Here is a 19,150-nt window from a genome sequence, read left to right on the forward strand (position 1 = left end):
TCTTCGCCACCGCGGCAGTATCCACGGCGTCAGTTGTCATGGTCATCAGATGCGTCTCCTTGATCAGGAGTTACACCGTTATTTGTACAGTCCCCTTTCGCTTGGCCGCGAGCCCATAGCTACTGCTCGATTAATATGATTCGCAGTATTGCTTCTGGTTTGTTGGCATGGTGAAGGCCCGGTGCGGGGCCGGGTTCCTCCGTGATGGTGGTCGGTGCGTGAGTCGCGGGGTCAGCCGGTGAGCTGGGGTAGCGCGGCGAGGTTGTTGAATGCGCTGGTCAACGTGTCGGTCCAGGGCCAGTTGGCGGCGATGGCCAAACGGGTCCGGCGGGCGGTGCGGGTGATTCGGGCGGCGACGTGTAGCAGCCGGTAGAGCCTGTTCGCCCACTGGAGATGGGTCACCTCGCTCTCGACCGTCTGGTGATCAGGATGACAAGAGCCCGGTGAGCCGAGAGGTTCACGCCGGGATCTGTGAGAGCCGGAGGGTGAGACTCCCTCCGGCCACCCGACAAGGCACTTCGCCATTTCCGGCCCAGTCCTTGGACACCCTTTAACGAAGGGGCGAGGCTAGACGCCGTCTTGCCGTGCTTCCGCCAGGATCGCCCGGTTCTCCGGAGTACCAATGTCGAGTTTGACCAGCGCCTCCTCCAACTGGTCCACGAGGTTCGGGGTCATCTTGCCCCGGACCTCGTGGAGGATTGATGCCATGCAAAGCTCCGCTTCGCCTGCATGACCTAGATAGATGGCTGTTGCAGTTGCGTCATGCAAAAGAAGCGAGACCCTCTGCGGCGGCCCTGCCGCCTCCTGGACTTCTTTATCGAAACTGCCGTTTCGCGCCTCTAGGGCTAGATCGATTGCCGGGCTGATAGCGCGTAGCAACGTGATACCAGACGCGGCCAGCATCATGCGGTGGAACTGCTGGTCGAGATCGAGATAGTCGCGGCGGATGCTAGTCACGTCCCCTTCGGCCGAGGCCCAGCGCAGACCGGCATCTTCGAGTTCATCGGCAAGCCTCCGCAGCCCGCCTCTTTGGGGCGCAGTTGCACGCTCGGTCGCGAGCCGCGCGCAGTACGGTTCGACACTCAGGCGCAGTTCGGTTAGCTCACTGAGCTGGCTCCATCGATCCTCATGCATCCGCCACTTGATCACGTCTCGATCAAGGGAATCCCAGTTCTCCATGGGCTGGATGGTTACGCCAACCCGCTGCCTCATCTGCACCATGCCCTTGGCCTGCAGGATCAGGCAGATGTCCCGCGCCATCGCGCGAGTGGTTCCGTACTTATCAGCAATATCCCTGAGGCCTTGCGCCTCCTTGCTGTGCTTGCCGGTCGCGATCCACCTTCCAAATTCGCGCATGGCCGTGTCGAACTTCTTTCCTTCGTGATCTTTTTCCGCAGCGTCCGACACCATGGACCTCCCTAAGAGACCTGCAACTGACGGAAAAAACCATACTTTTAACACCTTCAGGTCTACCTAAATGTCACACGATTGGAGTGTTTCGCAGCGCAGGCGTCGCGCCTAGGATTGCGTCCGAGATCTCGGTCCCGCATCGGTGCACGGCGGGGCACACGCGCCCACTTTGCAGGCACAAGGCGCAAAAATCGTAATTTTCAGCCCGCCTGAACCGTGTCCATCGGCGTCATGGACACAAGATCGCAAATGATCGCCACCCAGAAGTGGAACGCTGAGCCGATTTCCTGAGCCGACTGGCAATCGTTGAGGTGGCCGGAGGTTGAGTACCGCTCGGCCCAAACTTCAGGAGGACCCAGGAATGCTTTTCAGTGATCTCGTAGTCCTCGCCGGGGTCATCGGGACCCTCGCCGGCGTGGTGGCGACACTGGCTGCCTGCACCACGGCAGGCCGCACCAAGGTCGCCTTGGTCTCACTCGCCATACTGCTCGCCCTGCTGGCGGCCCTCGTGCTGCTGGTCGCATTCACTGGCAAGACATCGAGTCACGCAACTATGTGGATCAAGGAGAAGCCGAGACTGGCCGCAGTCGCATCAAGGCACATCAATACGCGTGGCCCCACCCGCCACTGAGGCGGCTTGTAGGCGCCCCCTGCTTAACTCTCAGGGTGGCGCCTACAAGGCAAGGCCCGGCACCAGTGACGTGATACACCACCCATAGATCAAGGACAACCCCGGCCGCCGCAGCAACGTGGCCGCCGACACGATCACCGTCCAGCTGCGGTGGCAGCCTGCCCCTTGGCCTGGCATCCCTACCGTGATGACGCTTCCTGAAACTCCTACTTCGGTTCGCCGGGGCGACCTTCACCGGCGACGCGGGGTTCGGCGGGGCGACCTTCGAATCTGGGAAGCAGCTGAGTATGGCGGAGGCTCAGGTTGTCTTGGCCGAAGGGCGACAGGATGTGTGGCCATCCGAGTGGCGGGTCGAACCTTCCTCAATCGGCGGCCAGGGCCAATTGGCACGGAAGAGTGCGTCCATCTGAGTTTCCTTGCAGCTGTTCCGTCTCCAAGGAACCGGAACGGCAGTCAACCGGCCAGCCACATCAGGGTGCCAGCGGATGGGTGGGGTTTCACCGGCTCGACTGGACCCACCACTTTGGATCTGTGGACACCCCGACACCCCCGCACCGGCCAACCCGGCCGCGACCGGCAACGCCTGGGCTGGCGTTGCCACCATCGCCGGTTTCCTGCTCGGCGTGGTCGCCGTCGGCGTCACCGTCAATCTGCTCTCCGAGCACGGCTACCCGGCGCTGACCCTGGTCACCGGACTCGTCGCGGTTTTTCGGCATCGCCGACTGGCTGCGCCGCTACCCCGGCTCCCGCCTGCAACACGGCTGTGCGAAACGGCCCCGGGCACTGGCCTCCGATCCGGGGGTGGGCGGGCGCACGCGTTGAGTGTGCTGATGCTGGCCGTCTGCTGGACATGGAAGACTCCGTGCCCGCGTCCAGGCGGGGCGACCCCTTCCCTTAAATCACCGTGCCGGCGACGCGGGGCCCTCGGTAAGCCTCGAACCGCCGAGCCGGTGAAAACCGTACGGCTGGCCGGCGGCGCCGTCAGGATTCTCGCGCCGGGTCGGGCCCCGCGCGGCGTGGGTATGCCGGCGGGGAGTTCCTGCACGGACAGTTGGCTGACGTCCTTCGGGGCATTGAGCCGGCGCCCAACACGTACCGCAGCAGAGGTCCAGCCACGCGCCGTCGCCGACCACCGGGAGGGGATCGAAGCCGAGGACCTTCGCGTAGCTGTTGACGCCGGTCAGCTGGCGTTCGCGGTTCATCGAGCAGTTGGCCACGACGGGCTACTCGTGCAGCGTGCGGTCGTCGAGAAGGGCAGGATGATCGGCCACGGGTGCCAGTCTGCCGCACGCCGTGAACGCGGGTCGGTCGCGGAGCGTCACTGATGGCATGACAGTCGATGTCGCCGCCGGGTACCGGGTCCGGGAGAGCCGGCTCCGGACCGGGCTCAACCTGGCGCTGGGGAGCTGGCTGCCGGTCGTCGCCATGGTGATCGGCGTGCTGAGCTGGTCCGGGTACTACGCCTTCTTCCTCTCCGGCCTCCTCTTCGAGATCATCCTCATCGCGGTGATGTTCACACGGCTGCGTCGCGCGATCCGTCACGAACCGCTCTTCGCCATCGGCCCCGACGGTGTCTTCCTCGGCCCGGACGACCGCCACCGCCCGCCGCAGCTCGAACCGTGGTCGCGGGTCGACTGCGTGGTCCACTTCAAGGGTCGGTCACCGGCTACCGACGGCCACACGGAGCGTCACGTCGGCGTGGTCAAGGACGATAAGATCGTCACCTTCCGTACGGTTCAAGGGTGGCGCTTCAACACCACCCAGGCCGAGGCGGCGATCGCCCTTTTCGGTCAGGGTGCCGTTCTGCGCGAGGCCCCGTTCCAGCCCGACGTGCCCAGAGACGGCGTCTCGGTGATCCCGCTCCCGCGCGAATGGCAGTCCGCCAACAACTGAGGAACACGGCGGCCGGCAGTGAGGGGGCACGGGCGGCCGGCGGCTGAGGACGAACAGCTGCGGGGAACGTGTGGTGCGTGGCCGGGTGGGCGGCGACCGGGCGTGAACTGGGTACGGGGAACGCGTGTACGGCGGGGCGGGCGGCGACTGGCCGTGGACAGGGCGTGGACAGGGCGCGAGGAGGATGGATGACGGTTCCGATCGACCTGATGCGGGACGGGTGGGTGGCCGAGGGGCTGGTGCACGGCACGGCCAACGAGGTGACCGGGGGAGTCTGGCGGGTACGCCGGGACGACGGGCCCGCCGTGCTCAAGGTGGCCACGCCCCGCCGCCCCGGAGCGCTGCCCCACCTGGCCGCCAGCGACGACCCCGGGCACTTCAACTACTGGCGCCGGGAGCCCTGCGCCTACGAGGCGGACCTGCCCGCAACGGTCTTCGCCGACGGTGGGATCACGGCGCCCGCGTGCCGGGAGACCGTCGAGCGCGCGGACGGCTCCGTGGCGATGTGGCTGGAGGACGTCCCGGGCACGGCCGGCACCGACTTCACCGTGTCCGACCTGGGCGATCTCGCGTACCGGCTCGGTGTCGCACAAGCGGCCTGGGTCCGGCGCGGTCCCCTGGAGGCCCCGTGGCTGGCCCGGGACTTCCTCACCGACGGCGGGCTCGGCCTGCCGGTACCGGATGATCTGGACTGGACACACCCGGTCGCGGTGGCCGCCTGGTCGCCGGAGTTGCGGGCGGGTCTGCGCCGGCTCTGGGAGCGGCGCTTCGACATCCTGGCGACGGCCCGCGCGCTGCCCCGGACCATGTGCCACCACGACGTCTGGCCGATGAACCTGATCGGTGCGGCGCACGGCCCGGTGCTGCTCGACTGGGCGCACGTGGGTCCGGGCGCGGTCGGCGAGGATGCGGCCAACCTGGCCCTGGACACGTTCTTCGACGGCTTCCTCGACATCGAGCTGCTGGACGAGGCCATCGAGACGATCACCGATTCTTACGTACGCGCGATGCGGGGCGTCCTCGCGCCCGACCGGGTCCGCCGGGCGATCCGGGTGGCGGGTGCGGCCAAGTTCTTCTGGATGGCCCCGCGGATGCTCGCGACGGCCGCCGCCACGCCGCACGCCTCCGGCTACGACAAGCGCGACCTCTCCGACCGCGTCACCGGCCGCGCCCCGATCCTCGACGTGATCGCGAAGTGGGCGGAGACGAGCTGAACCACGCCGGCCGGGGCGGGCGAGACCGCTTCGGGAGCGGCGAGGCGAGACCGGGCCGGGAGGGCGAGGGGCGGAGACGGGCTAGGCCAGCACGGCGAGCAGGTCCCGGTAGGCCCGGTCCTCCTCGCCGTCCGGGCACGGGATGACCTTCGTGGCCGGGCGCTCGGCGATCAGCGCGACCAGCCGGTCGTACATCGCTTCCAGCTCGGCCATGCCGCCGGGGCGGTCCAGGATCTCCGCCACGGACCGGTGCCCCGGGTCGGCGCTGGTCCGGCTGCGGTGCACGAAGCGCCGGATCACGTTCTCCCTGCTGTCCAGCAGGACGATCTCGTACATCGGAGAGCCCAGCCCGGCGAGTTCGTCGATGAAGGCGGGCCGCGCCAGCAGCTGCGGGACGATCACGTCGTGGCCCGCGGCGAGATGCGTCCGCGCGGCCGCCAGCGCGACCGCCCGGGCCAGTAGGCCGGCGTCGTGCGGGTGCTCCCGCCAGCCCCCGATCAGGTCACGGACCCGGTCGACGTCCAGGTTCAGCGTCAGCGGATGATCGGCCGCGTACCGCCGCGCCAGCGTCGACTTCCCGACCCCGGGCGGACCGTTCAGAAGGATCAACCGGGCCGCGGGAGAAAGGGGCGAAGGCGCGGGAGAAAGGGGTGAAGGCGCGGGGAGGGGAGAGGGCACCGGAGGCCGGGTCACACCCCCGGATCCTACGGCGCCTCCTGGGCGCGGAACGTGCTCTCGGCCGCGAAGTCGTCACCGCTGGGCTTGTCGATGTAGAGGTCGTTGTCCCGGCGGTGCAGGTAGTACTCCGGGTAGTTCGTGGAGTGCAGGCGTACCGCGTCCGCGGTCAGGCCGCCGTCGGGGCAGAAGGTGGCGTCCTGCTGGAAGAGGTCGGAACCGTCGTTGTCGTCGAAGCGCAGCCGGTAGTCGAAGTGGCGCATGTAGCGCCCGTCCTCGGCCTGGAAACTGAAGCACGAGTCGTCGGACAGCCCGGCGACCACGGTCAGGGCGGTCTGATCAGTAGCGGACCAGTAGGCGTAGTCGCCGTTGACCGTCAGGCGCTTCTCCGGATCGTCGCCGGGGGCGAACACCCACCGCCCGGTGCCGAACGTGGCCACGGTCGGTGTCGGGGACGGCGTCTCCGACGGTGAGGCGGCCGCGGCGGCCGCCTCGGTGGTGACGGCCGCGGTGGGCGTGGCCGCCCCGGCGGTCGGCGATCCGGCGGTGCTCCGCCACGCGGCGTACCCGACGGTGAGGACCGCGACGAGGCTGGCGGCGACCGCCAGACCGGCCACCGAGGGGTGCAGTGACCGCCGTGGCGCGGATTCGCGGACATCGACGCCGCCACGTCCGTAGACGGTGCCCGGGGAAGGGCGCGGTGGTTCGGAGTGGGGGGCGGACATCCGGTCGTCTCCTCCTTCGGCGTCGCCAGGTCCGGAACGCAAAAGGTTACGTGGTCCCCTCGCCCGGCCCGACGGCAGGAGCCCCGCGGCGCGGTTGGTCATCCGGCGGTCCCGCCGACCGGCGTACGGATCTCCCGGTAAGAGGGCAGTTGGACGTTCAATTGACGGAATCCGGGCACCCGACCTAGCGTCGGCGAGGTTCGAATCATCGATTCGGAAAGGCGCTCGCGATGACCGGGAAAAATGCCAAGAGGATCGTACGGAGCAGGAAGCGTTCGTGGGGGTGGATGTACCGATGACGACGCTCGCCATCCATTCCGGTGAATCATCGGCGACGTCCCGGATTCCGGCCATCACCCGGATGATCGGCGTCGGCACCGCGGTTTCCGGAACCGCCGTCTCGCAGCCGGAACTGCTCGGCCTGATGGAGATCACCGACCCGAAGGTCCGATCGGTCTATCTGAACAGCGCGATCGACCGGCGGCACCTCACGCTGCCGTCCGCCGACGAGCACGGCCGCCGGGCGCCCGAGCCCCAGGGCGACCTGCTCGACAAGCACAAGCGGCTCGCCGTCGAGATGGGCGGCCGGGCGCTGCTCTCCTGCCTGGACCGGATCGGCGCGAGCCTCGCCGACCTGCGTCACCTGTGCTGCGTGACCTCGACCGGCTTCCTCACCCCGGGCCTGAGCGCGCTGCTGATCCGGGATCTCGGCATCGACCCGCGGTGCAGCCGGTCGGACATCGTCGGGATGGGCTGCAACGCCGGCCTGAACGCGCTCAACGTGGTGGCCGGCTGGTCGGCGGCGCACCCTGGTGAGCTGGCCGTGGTGCTCTGCAGCGAGGCGTGCTCGGCCGCGTACGCCCTGGACGGCACGATGCGGACCACCGTGGTGAACAGCCTCTTCGGCGACGGCGCGGCCGCCCTGGCGCTGGTGGCGGACCGGCCGGGCGAGGACGGGGGTACGGGGCGCGGTCCCCGGATCCTCAAGTTCGCCAGCTACCTGATCACCGAGGCGATCGACGCGATGCGCTACGACTGGGATCGCGAGCAGGACAGGTTCAGCTTCTTCCTGGACCCGCAGATCCCGTACGTGGTCGGTGCGAACGCCGAGCGGGTGATCGGCACCCTGCTCGACGGCACCGGCCTGCGGCGCAGCGACGTCGCGCACTGGCTGGTCCACTCGGGCGGCAAGAAGGTGATCGACGCGGTGGTGGTGAACCTCGGGCTGACCCGGGACGACGTCCGGCACACCGTGGGCGTGCTGCGCGACTACGGGAACGTGTCCAGCGGATCCTTCCTCTTCTCCTACCAGCGGCTGGCCGACGAGGGCGTGACCCGGCCGGGGGAGTACGGCGTGCTGATGACGATGGGCCCGGGCTCGACGATCGAGATGGCGCTGGTCCAGTGGTGAGCGGCGCGGGTATGCGCGACGACGTGGTCCGGATCGACGGCGCGGCCCCGGTCACGCCGTCCCTGGTGGAGGAGTTCCAGGCCCTGTGCGACCGGGTCGAGGACGGCCTCGGTGCCGGTCTGACCACCGTCTACGTCTCCGGCACCCCGGCCGGCGGCCGGTCCGGCGAGCTGAGCGTCGGGCTGGTCACCAAGTGGGAGCGGGTGCTGCGCCGGCTGGAGCGGCTGCCCACGCCGACCGCGACGGTGCTCTCCGGCGACTGCGGCGGCGCGGCCCTGGACGTCGCGCTGGCCACCGACTTCCGGGTCGCCGAGCCGGGCGCCCGGCTGGTGGTGGCCGTCGACGGCGACGCCACCTGGCCGGGCATGGCGCTGTTCCGGCTGGCCCGGCTGAGCGGCGGGGCGATCCGCCGGGCCGCGCTGCTCGGCGTGCCGATGGACGCGTCCCGCGCGCTGACGGTGGGCCTGGTCGACGCGGTGACCGTGGACCCGGGCCCGGTGCTGCTGGAGCTGGCCGAGCAGTCCGAGGGGCTGGCCGGTTCCGAGCTGGCCATCCGCCGGCAGCTGCTCGCCGACGCGGTGCGTACCAGTTTCGAGGAGGCGCTCGGTTCACACCTCGCGGCCTGCGACCGTACGCTGCGGCGCGGGGCCGGGGCATGACCGCCGTCGCCGGGGTCCTCCCGGCGGCCCCGTCCGGCGACCTGCGGGCCGACCGGGCGGGGCTGGCCGCGGCGGCCGGGCGCGGCGACCGGCGGCTCGCCGAGCTGCCCGCGCCGGCCGGGCGCACCGCCGCCGAACGGGCCGAGGCGGGCGCGATCCACGAGGAGCTGCGCCTGCTGCGCGCCGGCTTCCTCGCGGCGCACACCGACCGGGTGTACGACGAGCTCACCGCCGGGCGTACCCGGTATCTGAGCCTGGCGGAGCTGGTCGACGCGGCGTCCCGGGCGTTCCCCGGTCTGGTGCCGACCACCGCGCAGCTCGCTGCCGAGCGGGCCGCCCGGCAGGCGGACAAGGAGACCCGGGAGATCGATCAGGGCATCTTCCTGCGCGCCGTGTTGGGCTCCCCGGTGGCCGGCCGGCACCTGATCGACGCGATGCTTCGGCCCACGCCGCGGGCGCTGGAGCTGCTCCCCGCGTTCCGGGCGACCGGTGAGCTGCGGATGACCGCGGTGCACCTGGAACGCCGGGACGGGGTGGCGCGGCTGACCCTGTGCCGGGACGACTGCCTCAACGCCGAGGACGAGGTCCAGGTCGATGACATGGAGACCGCGGTCGACCTGGCACTTCTCGACCCGGAGATACGGGTCGGCCTGGTCCGCGGCGGCCCGATGAGCCATCCCCGGTACCGGGGCCGGCGGGTGTTCAGCGCCGGGATCAACCTGAAGAAGCTCGCCGCCGGCGACATCCCGCTGGTCGGCTTCCTGCTCCGCCGGGAGCTGGGGTACCTGCACAAGCTGCTGCGCGGTCTGCTGCCCGGCGAGCCCGCCGGATGGCGGCCGGCGGCGCGGGCCAAGCCGTGGGTCGCGGCGGTGGACACCTTCGCGATCGGCGGGGGCACCCAGATGCTGCTGGTCTTCGACCATGTGATCGCGGCGGCGGACGCGTATTTCAGCCTGCCGGCGGCGACCGAGGGGATCGTGCCCGGGGTGGCGAACCTCCGGTTCGCCCGGGTGGCGGGTGCGCGTACGGCCCGGCAGGTGATCCTGGGCGGCCGCCGGATCCACGCGACCGAGCCGGAGGCGCGGCTGCTCGTGGACGAGGTGGCCGAGCCCGAGCGGATGGACGCGGCGATCGAGCGGGCCCTGGCGGGCCTGGACGGGGAGGCGGTGGTGGCGAACCGGGCGATGCTGGCGGCCGGCGAGGAACGGGTCGACGACCTGCGGGCCTACCTTGCCGAGTTCGCGCTGTGCCAGGCGATGCGCGTCTACGGCGCCGACGTGCTGGCCAAGGTGAACCGGTTCGCGGGACGTCCGGCATGACCGGCGCGGACGTACCCCGGGTGCGGTACGAGAAGAAGGGGCACGTCGCCTACGTGACGGTGGACCGGCAGCACGTGCTCAACGCCCTGGATCTGCGTACCCACGAGGAGCTCGGGGCGGTCTGGGACGACGTGGAGCAGGACGTGGAGATCCGGGTGGCGGTGCTCAGCGGCGCCGGCGACCGGGCCTTCTCGGTCGGTCAGGACCTGAAGGAGCGCCGCCGGCTGGACACCGGCGGGGTGGAACCGACCACGTTCGGCAGCCGGGGCCAGCCGGGCTGGCCCCGGCTGACCGAGCGGTTCAGCCTCTCCAAACCGGTGGTGGCCCGGGTGGACGGGTACGCGTTCGGCGGCGGCTTCGAACTGGCGCTGGCCTGTGACCTGATCATCGCCTCGGACCGATCGGTCTTCGCGCTGCCCGAGGTGCGCCTGGGCCTGGTGCCCGGTGCGGGTGGGGCGTTCCGGCTGGCCCGGCAGATGCCGCACCGGATCGCGATGGGCTACCTGCTCACCGGCCGCTGGATGGACGCGGCCACGGCCCTGTGGTTCGGGCTGGTCAACGACGTGGTCGCGGCCGAGAGCCTGGACGACTGCGTGGGCGAGTGGGTGGACGACCTGCTGGAGGGCGCGCCGCTCTCGCTCTGCGCGATCAAGGAGGCGGTGCTGCGCTCGGTCGACATGCCGCTGGAGGACGCGTTCGCCGCACCGTACGCCTGGGAGGAGCGACGGCGGCGCAGCCGGGACGCGGCCGAGGGTGTGCGGGCCTTCACCGAGAAGCGTGCGCCGGTATGGTCGGGGGAGTGAGGACCGGGAGTTCTGACCGATTCTCATAGCAGTCGGACAGGAGATGCACAGGTTGGCCGGGTGGCGGGCCCGGCCGGAATCCGGCGGTGGGCTTTTTTGTCCGAAATTCATTTATTGACGTCGGTTTATCGACTGTGATAACTGGAAGTTGACATCCCGAATCATGGTATATAGACGTAGCTCTTGTGGTTCCTTGTTAATATTCCGCATTGGCGGAAATTAATAGGGTGGGGCCGGGTGCGGGGGTGCCATGGGTCGTGCGGAAGAGATCCAATATTTCCATCAGCTCTGTGCTGACTGGGTTCGCGGGCGGAGCAACGCGATCGTGGTCGCGGGCCCGGTCGGCAGCGGGAAGACCAGCCTGCTGCGCGAGGTCGCCGGATACGTGCGGGAGGCCGGTGGTCTCTTCTTCTCGGTCGCCGCGACCGCGAGCGAGCAGGCCTACGCGCTCAGCATGATCGAGCTGCTGGTCCGGGCACTGTGCGCGGCCGGGATGCCCGACCCGTGGCCGCCGGGCGACGTGGGAGCCCCGGTCGCCTGGCTGCGCCAGGATCCGGGCGGCCTGCTGCGCCGGGTCTCCGACGCGATCTGCGCGTTCGCCGGCGGCCGCCGGATCGTCATCGGGGTGGACGATCTCCACTTCGCGGACGCGCCGTCGCTGCTCTGTCTCGGTCATCTGATCCGGCGCATCGAGCGGGCCGGCATCCTGATCGTGCTGACCGAGAGCACGGCGCACGAGCGGGGTCTGGCCGGCCTGCACGCCGAGACGCTGAACCTCGCGTACTGCCACCACATCCGGCTCTCCCCGCTGAACCGGGACGCCACCGCCACGCTGGTGGTCGAGCGCCTCGGCGGTCCGCCGCCTCCGGGCCTGCTGCGGCTCTGCGCCGAGGCCGGTGGCGGCAGCCCGGTGCTGCTGCACGCGCTGATCGACGACTGCACCGTGGACGATCCGGTCCCCGGGCCGCCGGCGCCCGGTGCCGCGTACCGGCAGGCCGTCCTGCGCTGCCTCAACCGGTGCGAGCCGCAGACCCTCGCGGTCGCCCGCGCGGTGGCGGTGCTCCGCGGCGCCGCGAAGCCGGGCCTGCTCGGCGAGTTCCTGGGCCTCGACCCGATGTCGGTGCGGGCCGCGCTGCTGGTGCTGCGCGACGTGGGTGTGCTGGTCTCCGACCGGTTCCGGCACGAGGAGGGCCGGCTCGCCGTGCTCTCCGGCATCCCGGCCGACGCGCTGGCCGCGATGCACCTGCACGCCGCCGGGCTGCTGCACGAGGCGGGCGAGCCGGCGACGGCGGTGGCCGATCAGCTGATGGCCGCGCGCGATCCGGCCGAGGAGAGCTGGCGGGTGTCCATCCTGAACGACGCGGCCCGGGAGGCGGTCGCGGCGGGCGACGTCGCCGAGGCCGTCGCCTATCTGCGCTACGCCGCCGGCCACTGCACCGACGGCGGCCGCCGGGCGAGGCTCACCGCACGGCTCGCGGACGCGCGGTGGAATCTGGGCCCGTCCGGTGCCGACCGGCATCTCGGTGAACTGCACAGTGCCGTCCGGGCCGGGCTGCTGACCGGCCCCGACGCGCAGGTGCCGGTGCGGCTGCTGCTGTGGCGCGGCGCGTTCGCCGAGGCCGACGACCTGATCCGGTCGGGCGGCCGTCCGCCGGGCGCCGCACCGCGGAACGGCACGCTGGCCGAGCTCTGGGACGTCTTCTGCGCCCGCGAGCACCGGGGCGAGACCAAGACCGAGATCAAGAACGAGATCAGGACCGCTTCGGGTACGACCGGAGCGGAGGCACACGGCACGGACGCGGCCTGGTCGCCGCTGGACGCCGCCGCGATGTTCCTGCACACCATGCTCACCCCGGTGCACGGCGGTGACCAGGCGCTGGGCGACGACCGCCGGCAGCCCGGCCTGCCCGTCGAGGGCTCACTGTCGTCGCTGGTGAGCGCCCTCGGGCTGATGCTCCAGCGCGGCCGTCTGGAGGAGACGGCGAACTGGTCCCGGCGCCTGGTCGAGGAGCCGTGGATCCGGCGGGTGCCGATGCGGCGGGTGATGTTCGAGATGTTCGGCGTGATCGCGACGCTGCGGCTGGGCGGCGTCGAGGACGCCCGTGAGCTGATCGACGACGTCCTCTCCGTGGTGCCGGCGTACGAGTGGGGCGTGGTCGCTGGGCTGCCGCTCGCCGCCGCGGTGCAGATCTCGACCGAGCTCGGTGACACCCGGCAGGCGGCGCGGCACCTGATGCACCCGGTGCCGGCGGCCATGTTCGACACGCCGTTCGCGTTGCCGTACCTCTCCGCGGTGGGCGACTACCGGCTGGCCATGGGCGACGCCCGCGCGGCGCTCACCCACTTCCTGGCCGCCCGGGACCTGCTGGCCCGCTGGGGCCGGGGCGCCACGGTGACCGGCTGGCGCAACGACGCCGCCGCGGCGCTGATCGCCCTGGGCCGCCGGGATCAGGCCCGGGCGTACGCCGAGGAGCTGCTCTCCCGGCTGGAGGGCCGGCGTACCCGGGCCCGGGGCATCGCCCTGTGGCGGCTGGCCGTCGCGGGGGAGGCGGCGGCCCGGCCCGCCCTGCTCACCGAGGCGATCGAGGTGCTGGAGAGCCACGGCGACCGGCTGAGCGCGGCGAAGGTCCGTGCCGAGCTGGACTCCCTCGGCACGGACACGGCGCCGGTCCCGGTCCGCCGCCGGCCGTTCGTGCGCGCGGCGCGCACACCGTCCGAGCCTGCGGGCAACGTGCGCAAGGCCACCGCTCCCGGCACCCCGCGGCTGCCGCACCCCCGATGGGGTGAGCTGACCGACGCCGAGCGCCGGGTGGCCGCACTCGCCGCGGACGGCGCCACCAACCGGCAGATCAGCGACCGGCTCTTCATCACGGTGAGCACTGTGGAGCAGCACCTCACCAAGATCTACCGCAAGCTGAACGTCCGCAGCCGGTCGGGTCTGCCCACCTTCTGACGCGGTTGGACGCACGTTGACCCGGTGGCGGGGCCCTTCCTACGGTTCGGGTGTCCGCCACCGAGCCTCAGGGGGAGCTCCGATGCCGATCGCCCAGGTCAACGGGATCCGGTTGCACTACGACGAGTACGGCACGGGCGATCCGGTCGTACTGGTGACCGGCACCGCCGCGCCGGGCCGGATCTGGCGGACCCACCAGGTGCCGGCGCTGCGGGCGGCCGGCTACCGACCGGTCACCCTGGACAACCGGGGGATCGCGCCCACCGAGGCCCCGGCGGGCTTCACCCTGGACGACATGGCCGCCGACGTCGCCGGGCTGATCGAGCACCTGGGCGCCGCGCCGTGCCGGGTCGTCGGGTTCTCGCTCGGCGCGATCATCGTGCAGGAGCTCCTCATCGCCCGCCCCGAGCTGGTCGAGCGGGCGGTGCTGATGGCGACGGCCGGCCGTACCGACGCCCTCGGCGCCGCCGCGGCGCAGGCCGACATCCTGCTCGCCGACAGCGGGGTGGACGTGCCCCCGCGATACGCCGCGGTGATGTCCGCGGTGCACAACCTGTCCCCGGAGACGCTCAACGACGAGGCCCGGCTGACCGACTGGCTCGACGTCTTCGAGCTCTCCTCGGTACGGTCCCAGGCGGCCCGTTCCCAACTGGGCCTGCAGGTGATCCCCGACCGGCGGCCGTACCTCGGCAAGGTGACCCGCCCGTGCCTGGTGATCGGGTTCCGCGACGACCTGATCGTCCGGCCGCACCTGTGCCGCGAGGTCGCCGAGGCCGTCCCGGGCGCGGTCTACCGGGAGATCGACGGCTGCGGGCACTACGGCTACCTGGAGAAGCCGGCCGCCGTGAACGCCGCGATCGTCGAGTTCCTGGGCGGCTAAGCCCGTTGGGCCACCGGTTGTTCGCGGGTGGTGGACACCTGGCTCTCCGTGGCCGGTGCCGGGAAGGTGACCGTGACGGCCAGGCCGCCCTCCGGCCGCGGCACGGTCTCGATCGTCGCGTCGTGCGCGACCACGATCGCGTGCACGATGGAGAGTCCCAGCCCGAGGCCCTCGGCCCGCGCCCGGCGGTTCGTCTCGAGGCGCTGGAACGGCTGGAACAGTCGCTCGACCTCCGACTCCGGCACCACCGGACCGGTGTTGACGACGGTCAGCGCGGGCCGGCCGGCCACCATCGCGGTGGTCACCTCGACCCGGCCACCGCGTACGTTGTGGCGCAGGCCGTTGTCGACCAGGTTGCCGACCAGCCGCTCGGCGAGGTTGCGGTGTCCCGTGGCGAGCGCCGGCCCGATCGCGCCGTGGATCGTGACGCCCCGGTCCTGCGCGTCGGGCCGCCGGCTGTCCACCACCTCGTGGGTCAGCTGCGCCAGGTCGAACGGCTCGCGCACGGCGATGCCGCCGTGGCTGCGGGTCAGCGTGAGCAGGGCCTCGATCAGCCGCTCCTGCTGGCCACCGGCGACCAGGATCCGCTCGTGCGCGGCGCGCAGCGACTCCATGGTGGCGTCCGGATCGGCGAGCGCGACCTCACCGAGAGCCCGCTGCCGGGCCAGTGGGGTCCGCAGCTCGTGCGAGGCGTTCGCCACGAAGCGGCGCTGTGCCTCGAAGGACGCCTCCAGCCGGGTCAGCAGCCCGTCGAACGTGTCGCCGAGCTCCTTCAGCTCGTCGTCCGGGCCCTCCAGGGCCAGCCGCCGGTGCAGGCTCGTCGCCGAGATCTCCCGGGCGGCCGCGGTAATCGTGCGGACCGGCCGCAGGATCCGGCCGGCGACCAGCCAGCCCAGCGCGATCGAGGCCAGCGACATCACGGCGAGCGCGATGCCCGAGTTGACCAGCAGCGAGTGCATGACGGCGTCCTTCTGCGCCTCGATGGCCTGCTCGGTGCGGACCCGGAGGACGTCCATCGTGCTCGTGCCGAGCTGGCCGGGCGACGGCGCGATGATCGGCCCGGGCTGCCCGGTGGACATCTCCAGGTCGCCGCCGGTCGCCGAGAAGGTGTTGTCCGCCGCGCCGCTGACCGCGTGGTGCACGAGCACGTACACCACGGCGAGCAGGGCCGCGCCGGAGACCAGGAAGAGCGTGCCGTACAGCAGGGTGAGGCGGAGCCGGACGGTGCGGCGCGGCCGGCTGCTCTGGGCGATGCGCCGGGTGAGGCGGCCGAGGGCGGACACGGCCGATCAGATCCGGTAACCGCTCTTGGACACCGTCTCGATCAGCGGCGGATCGCCGAGCTTGGTCCGCAACCGGCTGATCGTGATCTTGACGGCGTTGGTGAACGGATCGGCGGCCTCGTCCCAGACCCGTTCCAGCAGCTCCTCGGCGGAGACCGTCCGCCCACTCGCGGTGATCAGGACTTCGAGCACGCTGAACTCCTTCGGGCGCAGGTCGAGGACCCTGCCGGCCCGGGTGGCGCGGCGCCGTGCCGTGTCCACCTCGAGGTCGCCGTGCCGGGTGATCGGCGGGAGGGCGGGGTAGGAGCGCCGGGCCAGCGCGCGGATCCGGGCGACCAGCGCCGGGAAGCCGAACGGTTTCGGCAGGTAGTCGTCGGCGCCGAGGTTGAGCCCGTCGACCAGGTCCTCCAGGGTGCCGGCCGCGGTGAGCATCAGCACCCGGCTGCCGCACCCGGCGTCGATCAGCTCGCGGCAGACGTCGTCACCGTGCATGCCCGGCAGGTCCCGGTCGAGGACGATGACGTCGTAGCTGTTGAACAGCGCGCGCTCCAGGCCGCTCGGGCCGTCCAGCGCGACGTCGACCGCCATCTGCGCCCGCCGCAGTCCGACCGCGACGGTCTGCGCCATCTCCTCATCGTCCTCCACCACCAGCACTCGCACCAGCAGCCTCCCGGCTCCGTTCGGTCCGCACACTTGGACGGGCACGGGTTCGACGTACCCGCCCATACTCTTGCACGGACGGTTTCACCGCGGTTTCCCATCGTGAGGCGGCCCGGCCGCGACTCTCGCCGATAGCGTCCAACCGTCCGTACTAAATGGTTGGACGACCTTCGGTTGGACGATTCTTGTCGACTGCTCGAATTCCGGATTACCGTGGCCCAGGCCTTATCGGAATCGCCTGTCAGGGAGTGGTCATGGGCAATCCTTTCGACGATGAGAACGGCTCCTTTTTCGTCCTGGTGAACGAGGAGGATCAGCATTCGCTCTGGCCCTCGTTCGCCGACGTCCCGGTCGGCTGGCGGGTCGTGTTCGGTAAGGACACCCGCAAGGCCTGCCTCGACTACGTCGAGGAGAACTGGACCGACATGCGGCCCAAGAGCCTGATCGAGGAGATGCGCGGCTACGAGGCGGCCCGGTAGCGGCGACCGTACACGACGACAGCGGAGGCATCAGCAGCCATGACGCTCGGCCCGGGCCCGATGATGATGCGCGGGGGCATGGGGCCGGATTCGTCGGTGACCAGGCAACAGATCAAACCCGGCACCGTCCGACGAATTCTTCCCTATGCTCGCCCCTATCGCGGCGGAATAACCATTCTTCTGGCGACGACAGCCCTGAATGCGGGCATCGTCGTGGCCAGTCCCGTACTCTTCAAATTCCTGATCGACGACGGCATCGTCGCGGGGGACACCGGACTCGTCGTCGGCATCTCCCTGGCGGTGGCGGTCCTCGCCCTGATCGGCACCGCCCTCGGTTTCGCCGAGGCCTGGTGGTCCGGCCGGGTCAGCGAGGGACTCGTCTACGACCTGCGCACCCAGGTCTTCGACCACGTGCAGCGGCAGCCGCTGGCGTTCTTCACCCGGGCGCAGACCGGCGCGCTGGTCAGCCGGCTCAACACCGATGTGGTGGGTGCGCAGCAGGCGGTCACCTCGCTGCTCTCCACCGTGGTCTCGGCCGGCCTGACCCTGCTGCTCGTGCTCGGCACCATGTTCTACCTCTCCTGGCAGGTCACCCTGCTCTCGCTGCTGGTGCTGCCACTGTTCGTCCTGCCCGGCAAGATCGTCGGGGGCCGGCTGCAGCGGCTGATGCGCGAGCAGATGCAGACCAACGCCGAGATGGGCTCGATGATGAACGAGCGCTTCAACGTCACCGGCGCCCTGCTGACCAAGCTGTACGGCCGTCCGGCCACCGAGACCAGGCTCTTCTCCGGGCTGGCCGGCAAGGCCCGCGACATCGGCGTGCTCGCCTCCGTGCACGGCAAGATGCTGTTCCTCTCGATCACCCTGCTGAGCTCGCTGGCGACCGCCCTGGTCTACGGCCTCGGCGGCGTCCTCGCCATCCGCGGGACGTTCGAGATCGGCACGCTGGTCGCGCTCGCCACCCTGCTGACCCGGCTCTTCGGGCCGATCAACCAGCTCTCCAGCGCGCAGGCCAGCGTGCTCACCGCGCTGGTCAGCTTCGACCGGCTGTTCGAGGTGCTCGACCTCAAGCCGCTGATCGCGGAGAAGCCGGGTGCGCCGGCCCTGCGCCGGGCCGCGGACGACCGGGCACCGGAGATCGAGTTCGAGGAGGTCTCCTTCCGGTACCCCACCGCGGCCGACGTCTCGCTGGCCTCGCTGGAGTCGATCGCGCTGCCGATGCCGGAGCGCACCGTCAACGCGCTGACCCTGGAGAACCTCAGCTTCACCGTGCCGGCCGGCAAGCTCACCGCCCTGGTCGGGCCCTCCGGCGCCGGCAAGACCACGATCACCCATCTGGTGCCCCGGCTCTACGACCCGATCACCGGCGCGATCCGCATCGACGGCCAGGACATCCGGGACGTCACGGCGGCCTCGTTGCTGGAGACCGTCGGCATGGTCACCCAGGACGCCCACCTGTTCCACGCCACCATCCGGGACAACCTCATCTACGCGTCACCGGGCGCCTCGGAGAAGGAGCTGGTGGAGGCGTGCCGGGCGGCGCAGATCTGGGACCTGATCTCCTCGCTGCCGTCCGGCCTGGACACCGTCGTCGGTGACCGTGGCTACCGGCTCTCCGGCGGGGAGAAGCAGCGCCTGGCGATGGCCCGTCTGCTGTTGAAGGCGCCGCCCGTGGTGGTGCTCGACGAGGCGACCGCCCACCTGGACTCCGAGTCCGAGGCCGCCCTGCAGCGGGCGCTCAAGACCGCGCTGCGCGGCCGGACCTCGCTGGTCATCGCCCACCGCCTGTCCACCATCCGGGAGGCGGACCAGATCCTCGTCGTCGACAAGGGACGGGTCGCCGAGCGGGGGACGCACGAGGAGTTGCTGGAGCGCGGCGGTCTCTACGCGGAGCTGTACCGCACCCAGTTCGCCGAGGGGACACCCCGGCGTCCCGAGCCGGAGCCCGTCGGTGCGTTCCCCGGCCCCGGCATGCACCCCGGCGGCCCGCCGCCGGGCGGTCCCGGCTTCGGACCCGGACCCGGCCGTGGCCCCGGCCCCGGGATGTTCCCCGGTGGTCCCGGACCGCACGAGGGGCCGGGCGGACCCGGCCCCCGGCACATGACACCGCGCCACGAATAGGTCCGCCAGCGAGTTCGTCCAGCACCGGCGACAG

At 70.9% G+C, this 19,150-nt stretch carries 17 protein-coding genes; 11 read left to right on the top strand and 6 right to left on the bottom strand.

Annotated features, from left to right (window positions below):
* Positions 1-231 precede the first annotated feature (231 nt).
* Positions 232-402: a hypothetical protein gene (locus AB0M08_RS42970; protein WP_364506716.1), complete on the bottom strand. Its 171-nt coding sequence runs from the start codon at positions 400-402 to the stop codon at positions 232-234.
* A gap of 165 nt (positions 403-567) precedes the next feature.
* Positions 568-1,410 carry an FCD domain-containing protein gene (locus AB0M08_RS42975; protein ID WP_364506669.1) on the bottom strand — a complete coding sequence of 281 codons (843 nt, stop codon included), beginning with the start codon at positions 1,408-1,410 and terminating at the stop codon, positions 568-570.
* 361 nt (positions 1,411-1,771) lie between these two features.
* On the opposite strand from AB0M08_RS42975, the gene AB0M08_RS42980 reads away from it, so the two are divergent.
* The 3 genes from AB0M08_RS42980 to AB0M08_RS42990 all read left to right on the top strand — a co-directional run bounded on the left by AB0M08_RS42980 (position 1,772) and on the right by AB0M08_RS42990 (position 5,148).
* On the top strand, positions 1,772-2,041 hold the full coding sequence (locus tag AB0M08_RS42980) for a hypothetical protein (protein ID WP_364506672.1): 270 nt from the start codon (positions 1,772-1,774) through the stop codon (positions 2,039-2,041).
* A gap of 1,329 nt (positions 2,042-3,370) precedes the next feature.
* The gene (locus tag AB0M08_RS42985; RefSeq protein WP_364506675.1) at positions 3,371-3,934 is read left to right on the top strand and encodes a hypothetical protein; all 564 of its coding nucleotides are present in this window, start codon (positions 3,371-3,373) and stop codon (positions 3,932-3,934) included.
* A gap of 188 nt (positions 3,935-4,122) precedes the next feature.
* Positions 4,123-5,148, top strand: coding sequence for an aminoglycoside phosphotransferase (locus tag AB0M08_RS42990; RefSeq protein ID WP_364506678.1), 1,026 nt, complete (start codon positions 4,123-4,125; stop codon positions 5,146-5,148).
* An 81-nt stretch (positions 5,149-5,229) separates the two neighbouring features.
* Here AB0M08_RS42990 and AB0M08_RS42995 read toward each other — a convergent pair whose 3' ends face one another.
* On the bottom strand, positions 5,230-5,757 hold the full coding sequence (locus tag AB0M08_RS42995) for an AAA family ATPase (protein WP_364506681.1): 528 nt from the start codon (positions 5,755-5,757) through the stop codon (positions 5,230-5,232).
* A 95-nt stretch (positions 5,758-5,852) separates the two neighbouring features.
* Positions 5,853-6,548 (bottom strand): AbfB domain-containing protein, encoded by a 696-nt coding sequence (locus AB0M08_RS43000; RefSeq protein WP_364506684.1) that lies wholly within the window; start codon positions 6,546-6,548, stop codon positions 5,853-5,855.
* A 295-nt stretch (positions 6,549-6,843) separates the two neighbouring features.
* Between AB0M08_RS43000 and dpgA the strand changes: the two genes are divergently transcribed.
* The 6 genes from dpgA to AB0M08_RS43030 all read left to right on the top strand — a co-directional run bounded on the left by dpgA (position 6,844) and on the right by AB0M08_RS43030 (position 14,573).
* Positions 6,844-7,959 (top strand): 3,5-dihydroxyphenylacetyl-CoA synthase DpgA, encoded by a 1,116-nt coding sequence (gene dpgA, locus AB0M08_RS43005; RefSeq protein ID WP_364506687.1) that lies wholly within the window; start codon positions 6,844-6,846, stop codon positions 7,957-7,959.
* Positions 7,956-8,618: an enoyl-CoA-hydratase DpgB gene (dpgB, locus tag AB0M08_RS43010; protein ID WP_364506690.1), complete on the top strand. Its 663-nt coding sequence runs from the start codon at positions 7,956-7,958 to the stop codon at positions 8,616-8,618. The genes dpgA and dpgB overlap by 4 nt, the downstream gene beginning before the upstream one ends.
* On the top strand, positions 8,615-9,937 hold the full coding sequence (gene dpgC, locus AB0M08_RS43015) for a (3,5-dihydroxyphenyl)acetyl-CoA 1,2-dioxygenase DpgC (RefSeq protein WP_364506693.1): 1,323 nt from the start codon (positions 8,615-8,617) through the stop codon (positions 9,935-9,937). Before dpgB ends, dpgC begins: the two co-directional genes overlap by 4 nt.
* On the top strand, positions 9,934-10,740 hold the full coding sequence (dpgD, locus tag AB0M08_RS43020; protein WP_364506696.1) for an enoyl-CoA-hydratase DpgD: 807 nt from the start codon (positions 9,934-9,936) through the stop codon (positions 10,738-10,740). The genes dpgC and dpgD overlap by 4 nt, the downstream gene beginning before the upstream one ends.
* 250 nt (positions 10,741-10,990) lie before the next feature.
* Positions 10,991-13,693: an AAA family ATPase gene (locus AB0M08_RS43025; protein ID WP_364506699.1), complete on the top strand. Its 2,703-nt coding sequence runs from the start codon at positions 10,991-10,993 to the stop codon at positions 13,691-13,693.
* 82 nt (positions 13,694-13,775) lie between these two features.
* Entirely contained in the window at positions 13,776-14,573 is a 798-nt protein-coding gene (locus tag AB0M08_RS43030) for an alpha/beta hydrolase (RefSeq protein WP_364506702.1), read from the top strand.
* Here the strand turns inward: AB0M08_RS43030 and AB0M08_RS43035 are convergent.
* Both AB0M08_RS43035 and AB0M08_RS43040 read right to left on the bottom strand, forming a co-directional pair.
* Positions 14,570-15,856: an ATP-binding protein gene (locus tag AB0M08_RS43035; RefSeq protein WP_364506705.1), complete on the bottom strand. Its 1,287-nt coding sequence runs from the start codon at positions 15,854-15,856 to the stop codon at positions 14,570-14,572. The two genes, AB0M08_RS43030 and AB0M08_RS43035, sit on opposite strands and share 4 nt — an antisense overlap.
* A gap of 6 nt (positions 15,857-15,862) precedes the next feature.
* Entirely contained in the window at positions 15,863-16,516 is a 654-nt protein-coding gene (locus tag AB0M08_RS43040; protein WP_364506707.1) for a response regulator transcription factor, read from the bottom strand.
* A 254-nt stretch (positions 16,517-16,770) separates the two neighbouring features.
* Between AB0M08_RS43040 and AB0M08_RS43045 the strand changes: the two genes are divergently transcribed.
* Positions 16,771-16,995 carry an MbtH family protein gene (locus AB0M08_RS43045; RefSeq protein WP_364506709.1) on the top strand — a complete coding sequence of 75 codons (225 nt, stop codon included), beginning with the start codon at positions 16,771-16,773 and terminating at the stop codon, positions 16,993-16,995.
* Positions 16,996-17,073: 78 nt separating this feature from the next.
* Complete coding sequence (locus AB0M08_RS43050) at positions 17,074-19,116, top strand: ABC transporter ATP-binding protein (protein ID WP_364506714.1); 2,043 nt, start codon at positions 17,074-17,076, stop codon at positions 19,114-19,116.
* Positions 19,117-19,150: the final 34 nt, after the last annotated feature.

It is taken from the genome of Actinoplanes sp. NPDC051851 (assembly GCF_040681165.1).
GTDB lineage: Bacteria > Actinomycetota > Actinomycetes > Mycobacteriales > Micromonosporaceae > Actinoplanes.

Bases quoted from the DNA above. Each gene is read 5' to 3' on its own strand.
- AB0M08_RS42985 (WP_364506675.1), top strand. From the start codon at position 3,371: ATGACAGTCGATGTCGCCGCCGGGTACCGGGTCCGGGAGAGCCGGCTC.
- AB0M08_RS42980 (WP_364506672.1), top strand. From the start codon at position 1,772: ATGCTTTTCAGTGATCTCGTAGTCCTCGCCGGGGTCATCGGGACCCTC.
- AB0M08_RS43050 (WP_364506714.1), top strand. From the start codon at position 17,074: ATGGGGCCGGATTCGTCGGTGACCAGGCAACAGATCAAACCCGGCACC.
- dpgD (WP_364506696.1), top strand. From the start codon at position 9,934: ATGACCGGCGCGGACGTACCCCGGGTGCGGTACGAGAAGAAGGGGCAC.
- AB0M08_RS43000 (WP_364506684.1), bottom strand. From the start codon at position 6,548: ATGTCCGCCCCCCACTCCGAACCACCGCGCCCTTCCCCGGGCACCGTC.
- AB0M08_RS43030 (WP_364506702.1), top strand. From the start codon at position 13,776: ATGCCGATCGCCCAGGTCAACGGGATCCGGTTGCACTACGACGAGTAC.
- AB0M08_RS43045 (WP_364506709.1), top strand. From the start codon at position 16,771: ATGGGCAATCCTTTCGACGATGAGAACGGCTCCTTTTTCGTCCTGGTG.
- AB0M08_RS43025 (WP_364506699.1), top strand. From the start codon at position 10,991: ATGGGTCGTGCGGAAGAGATCCAATATTTCCATCAGCTCTGTGCTGAC.
- dpgC (WP_364506693.1), top strand. From the start codon at position 8,615: ATGACCGCCGTCGCCGGGGTCCTCCCGGCGGCCCCGTCCGGCGACCTG.
- AB0M08_RS42975 (WP_364506669.1), bottom strand. From the start codon at position 1,410: ATGGTGTCGGACGCTGCGGAAAAAGATCACGAAGGAAAGAAGTTCGAC.
- AB0M08_RS42990 (WP_364506678.1), top strand. From the start codon at position 4,123: ATGACGGTTCCGATCGACCTGATGCGGGACGGGTGGGTGGCCGAGGGG.
- dpgA (WP_364506687.1), top strand. From the start codon at position 6,844: ATGACGACGCTCGCCATCCATTCCGGTGAATCATCGGCGACGTCCCGG.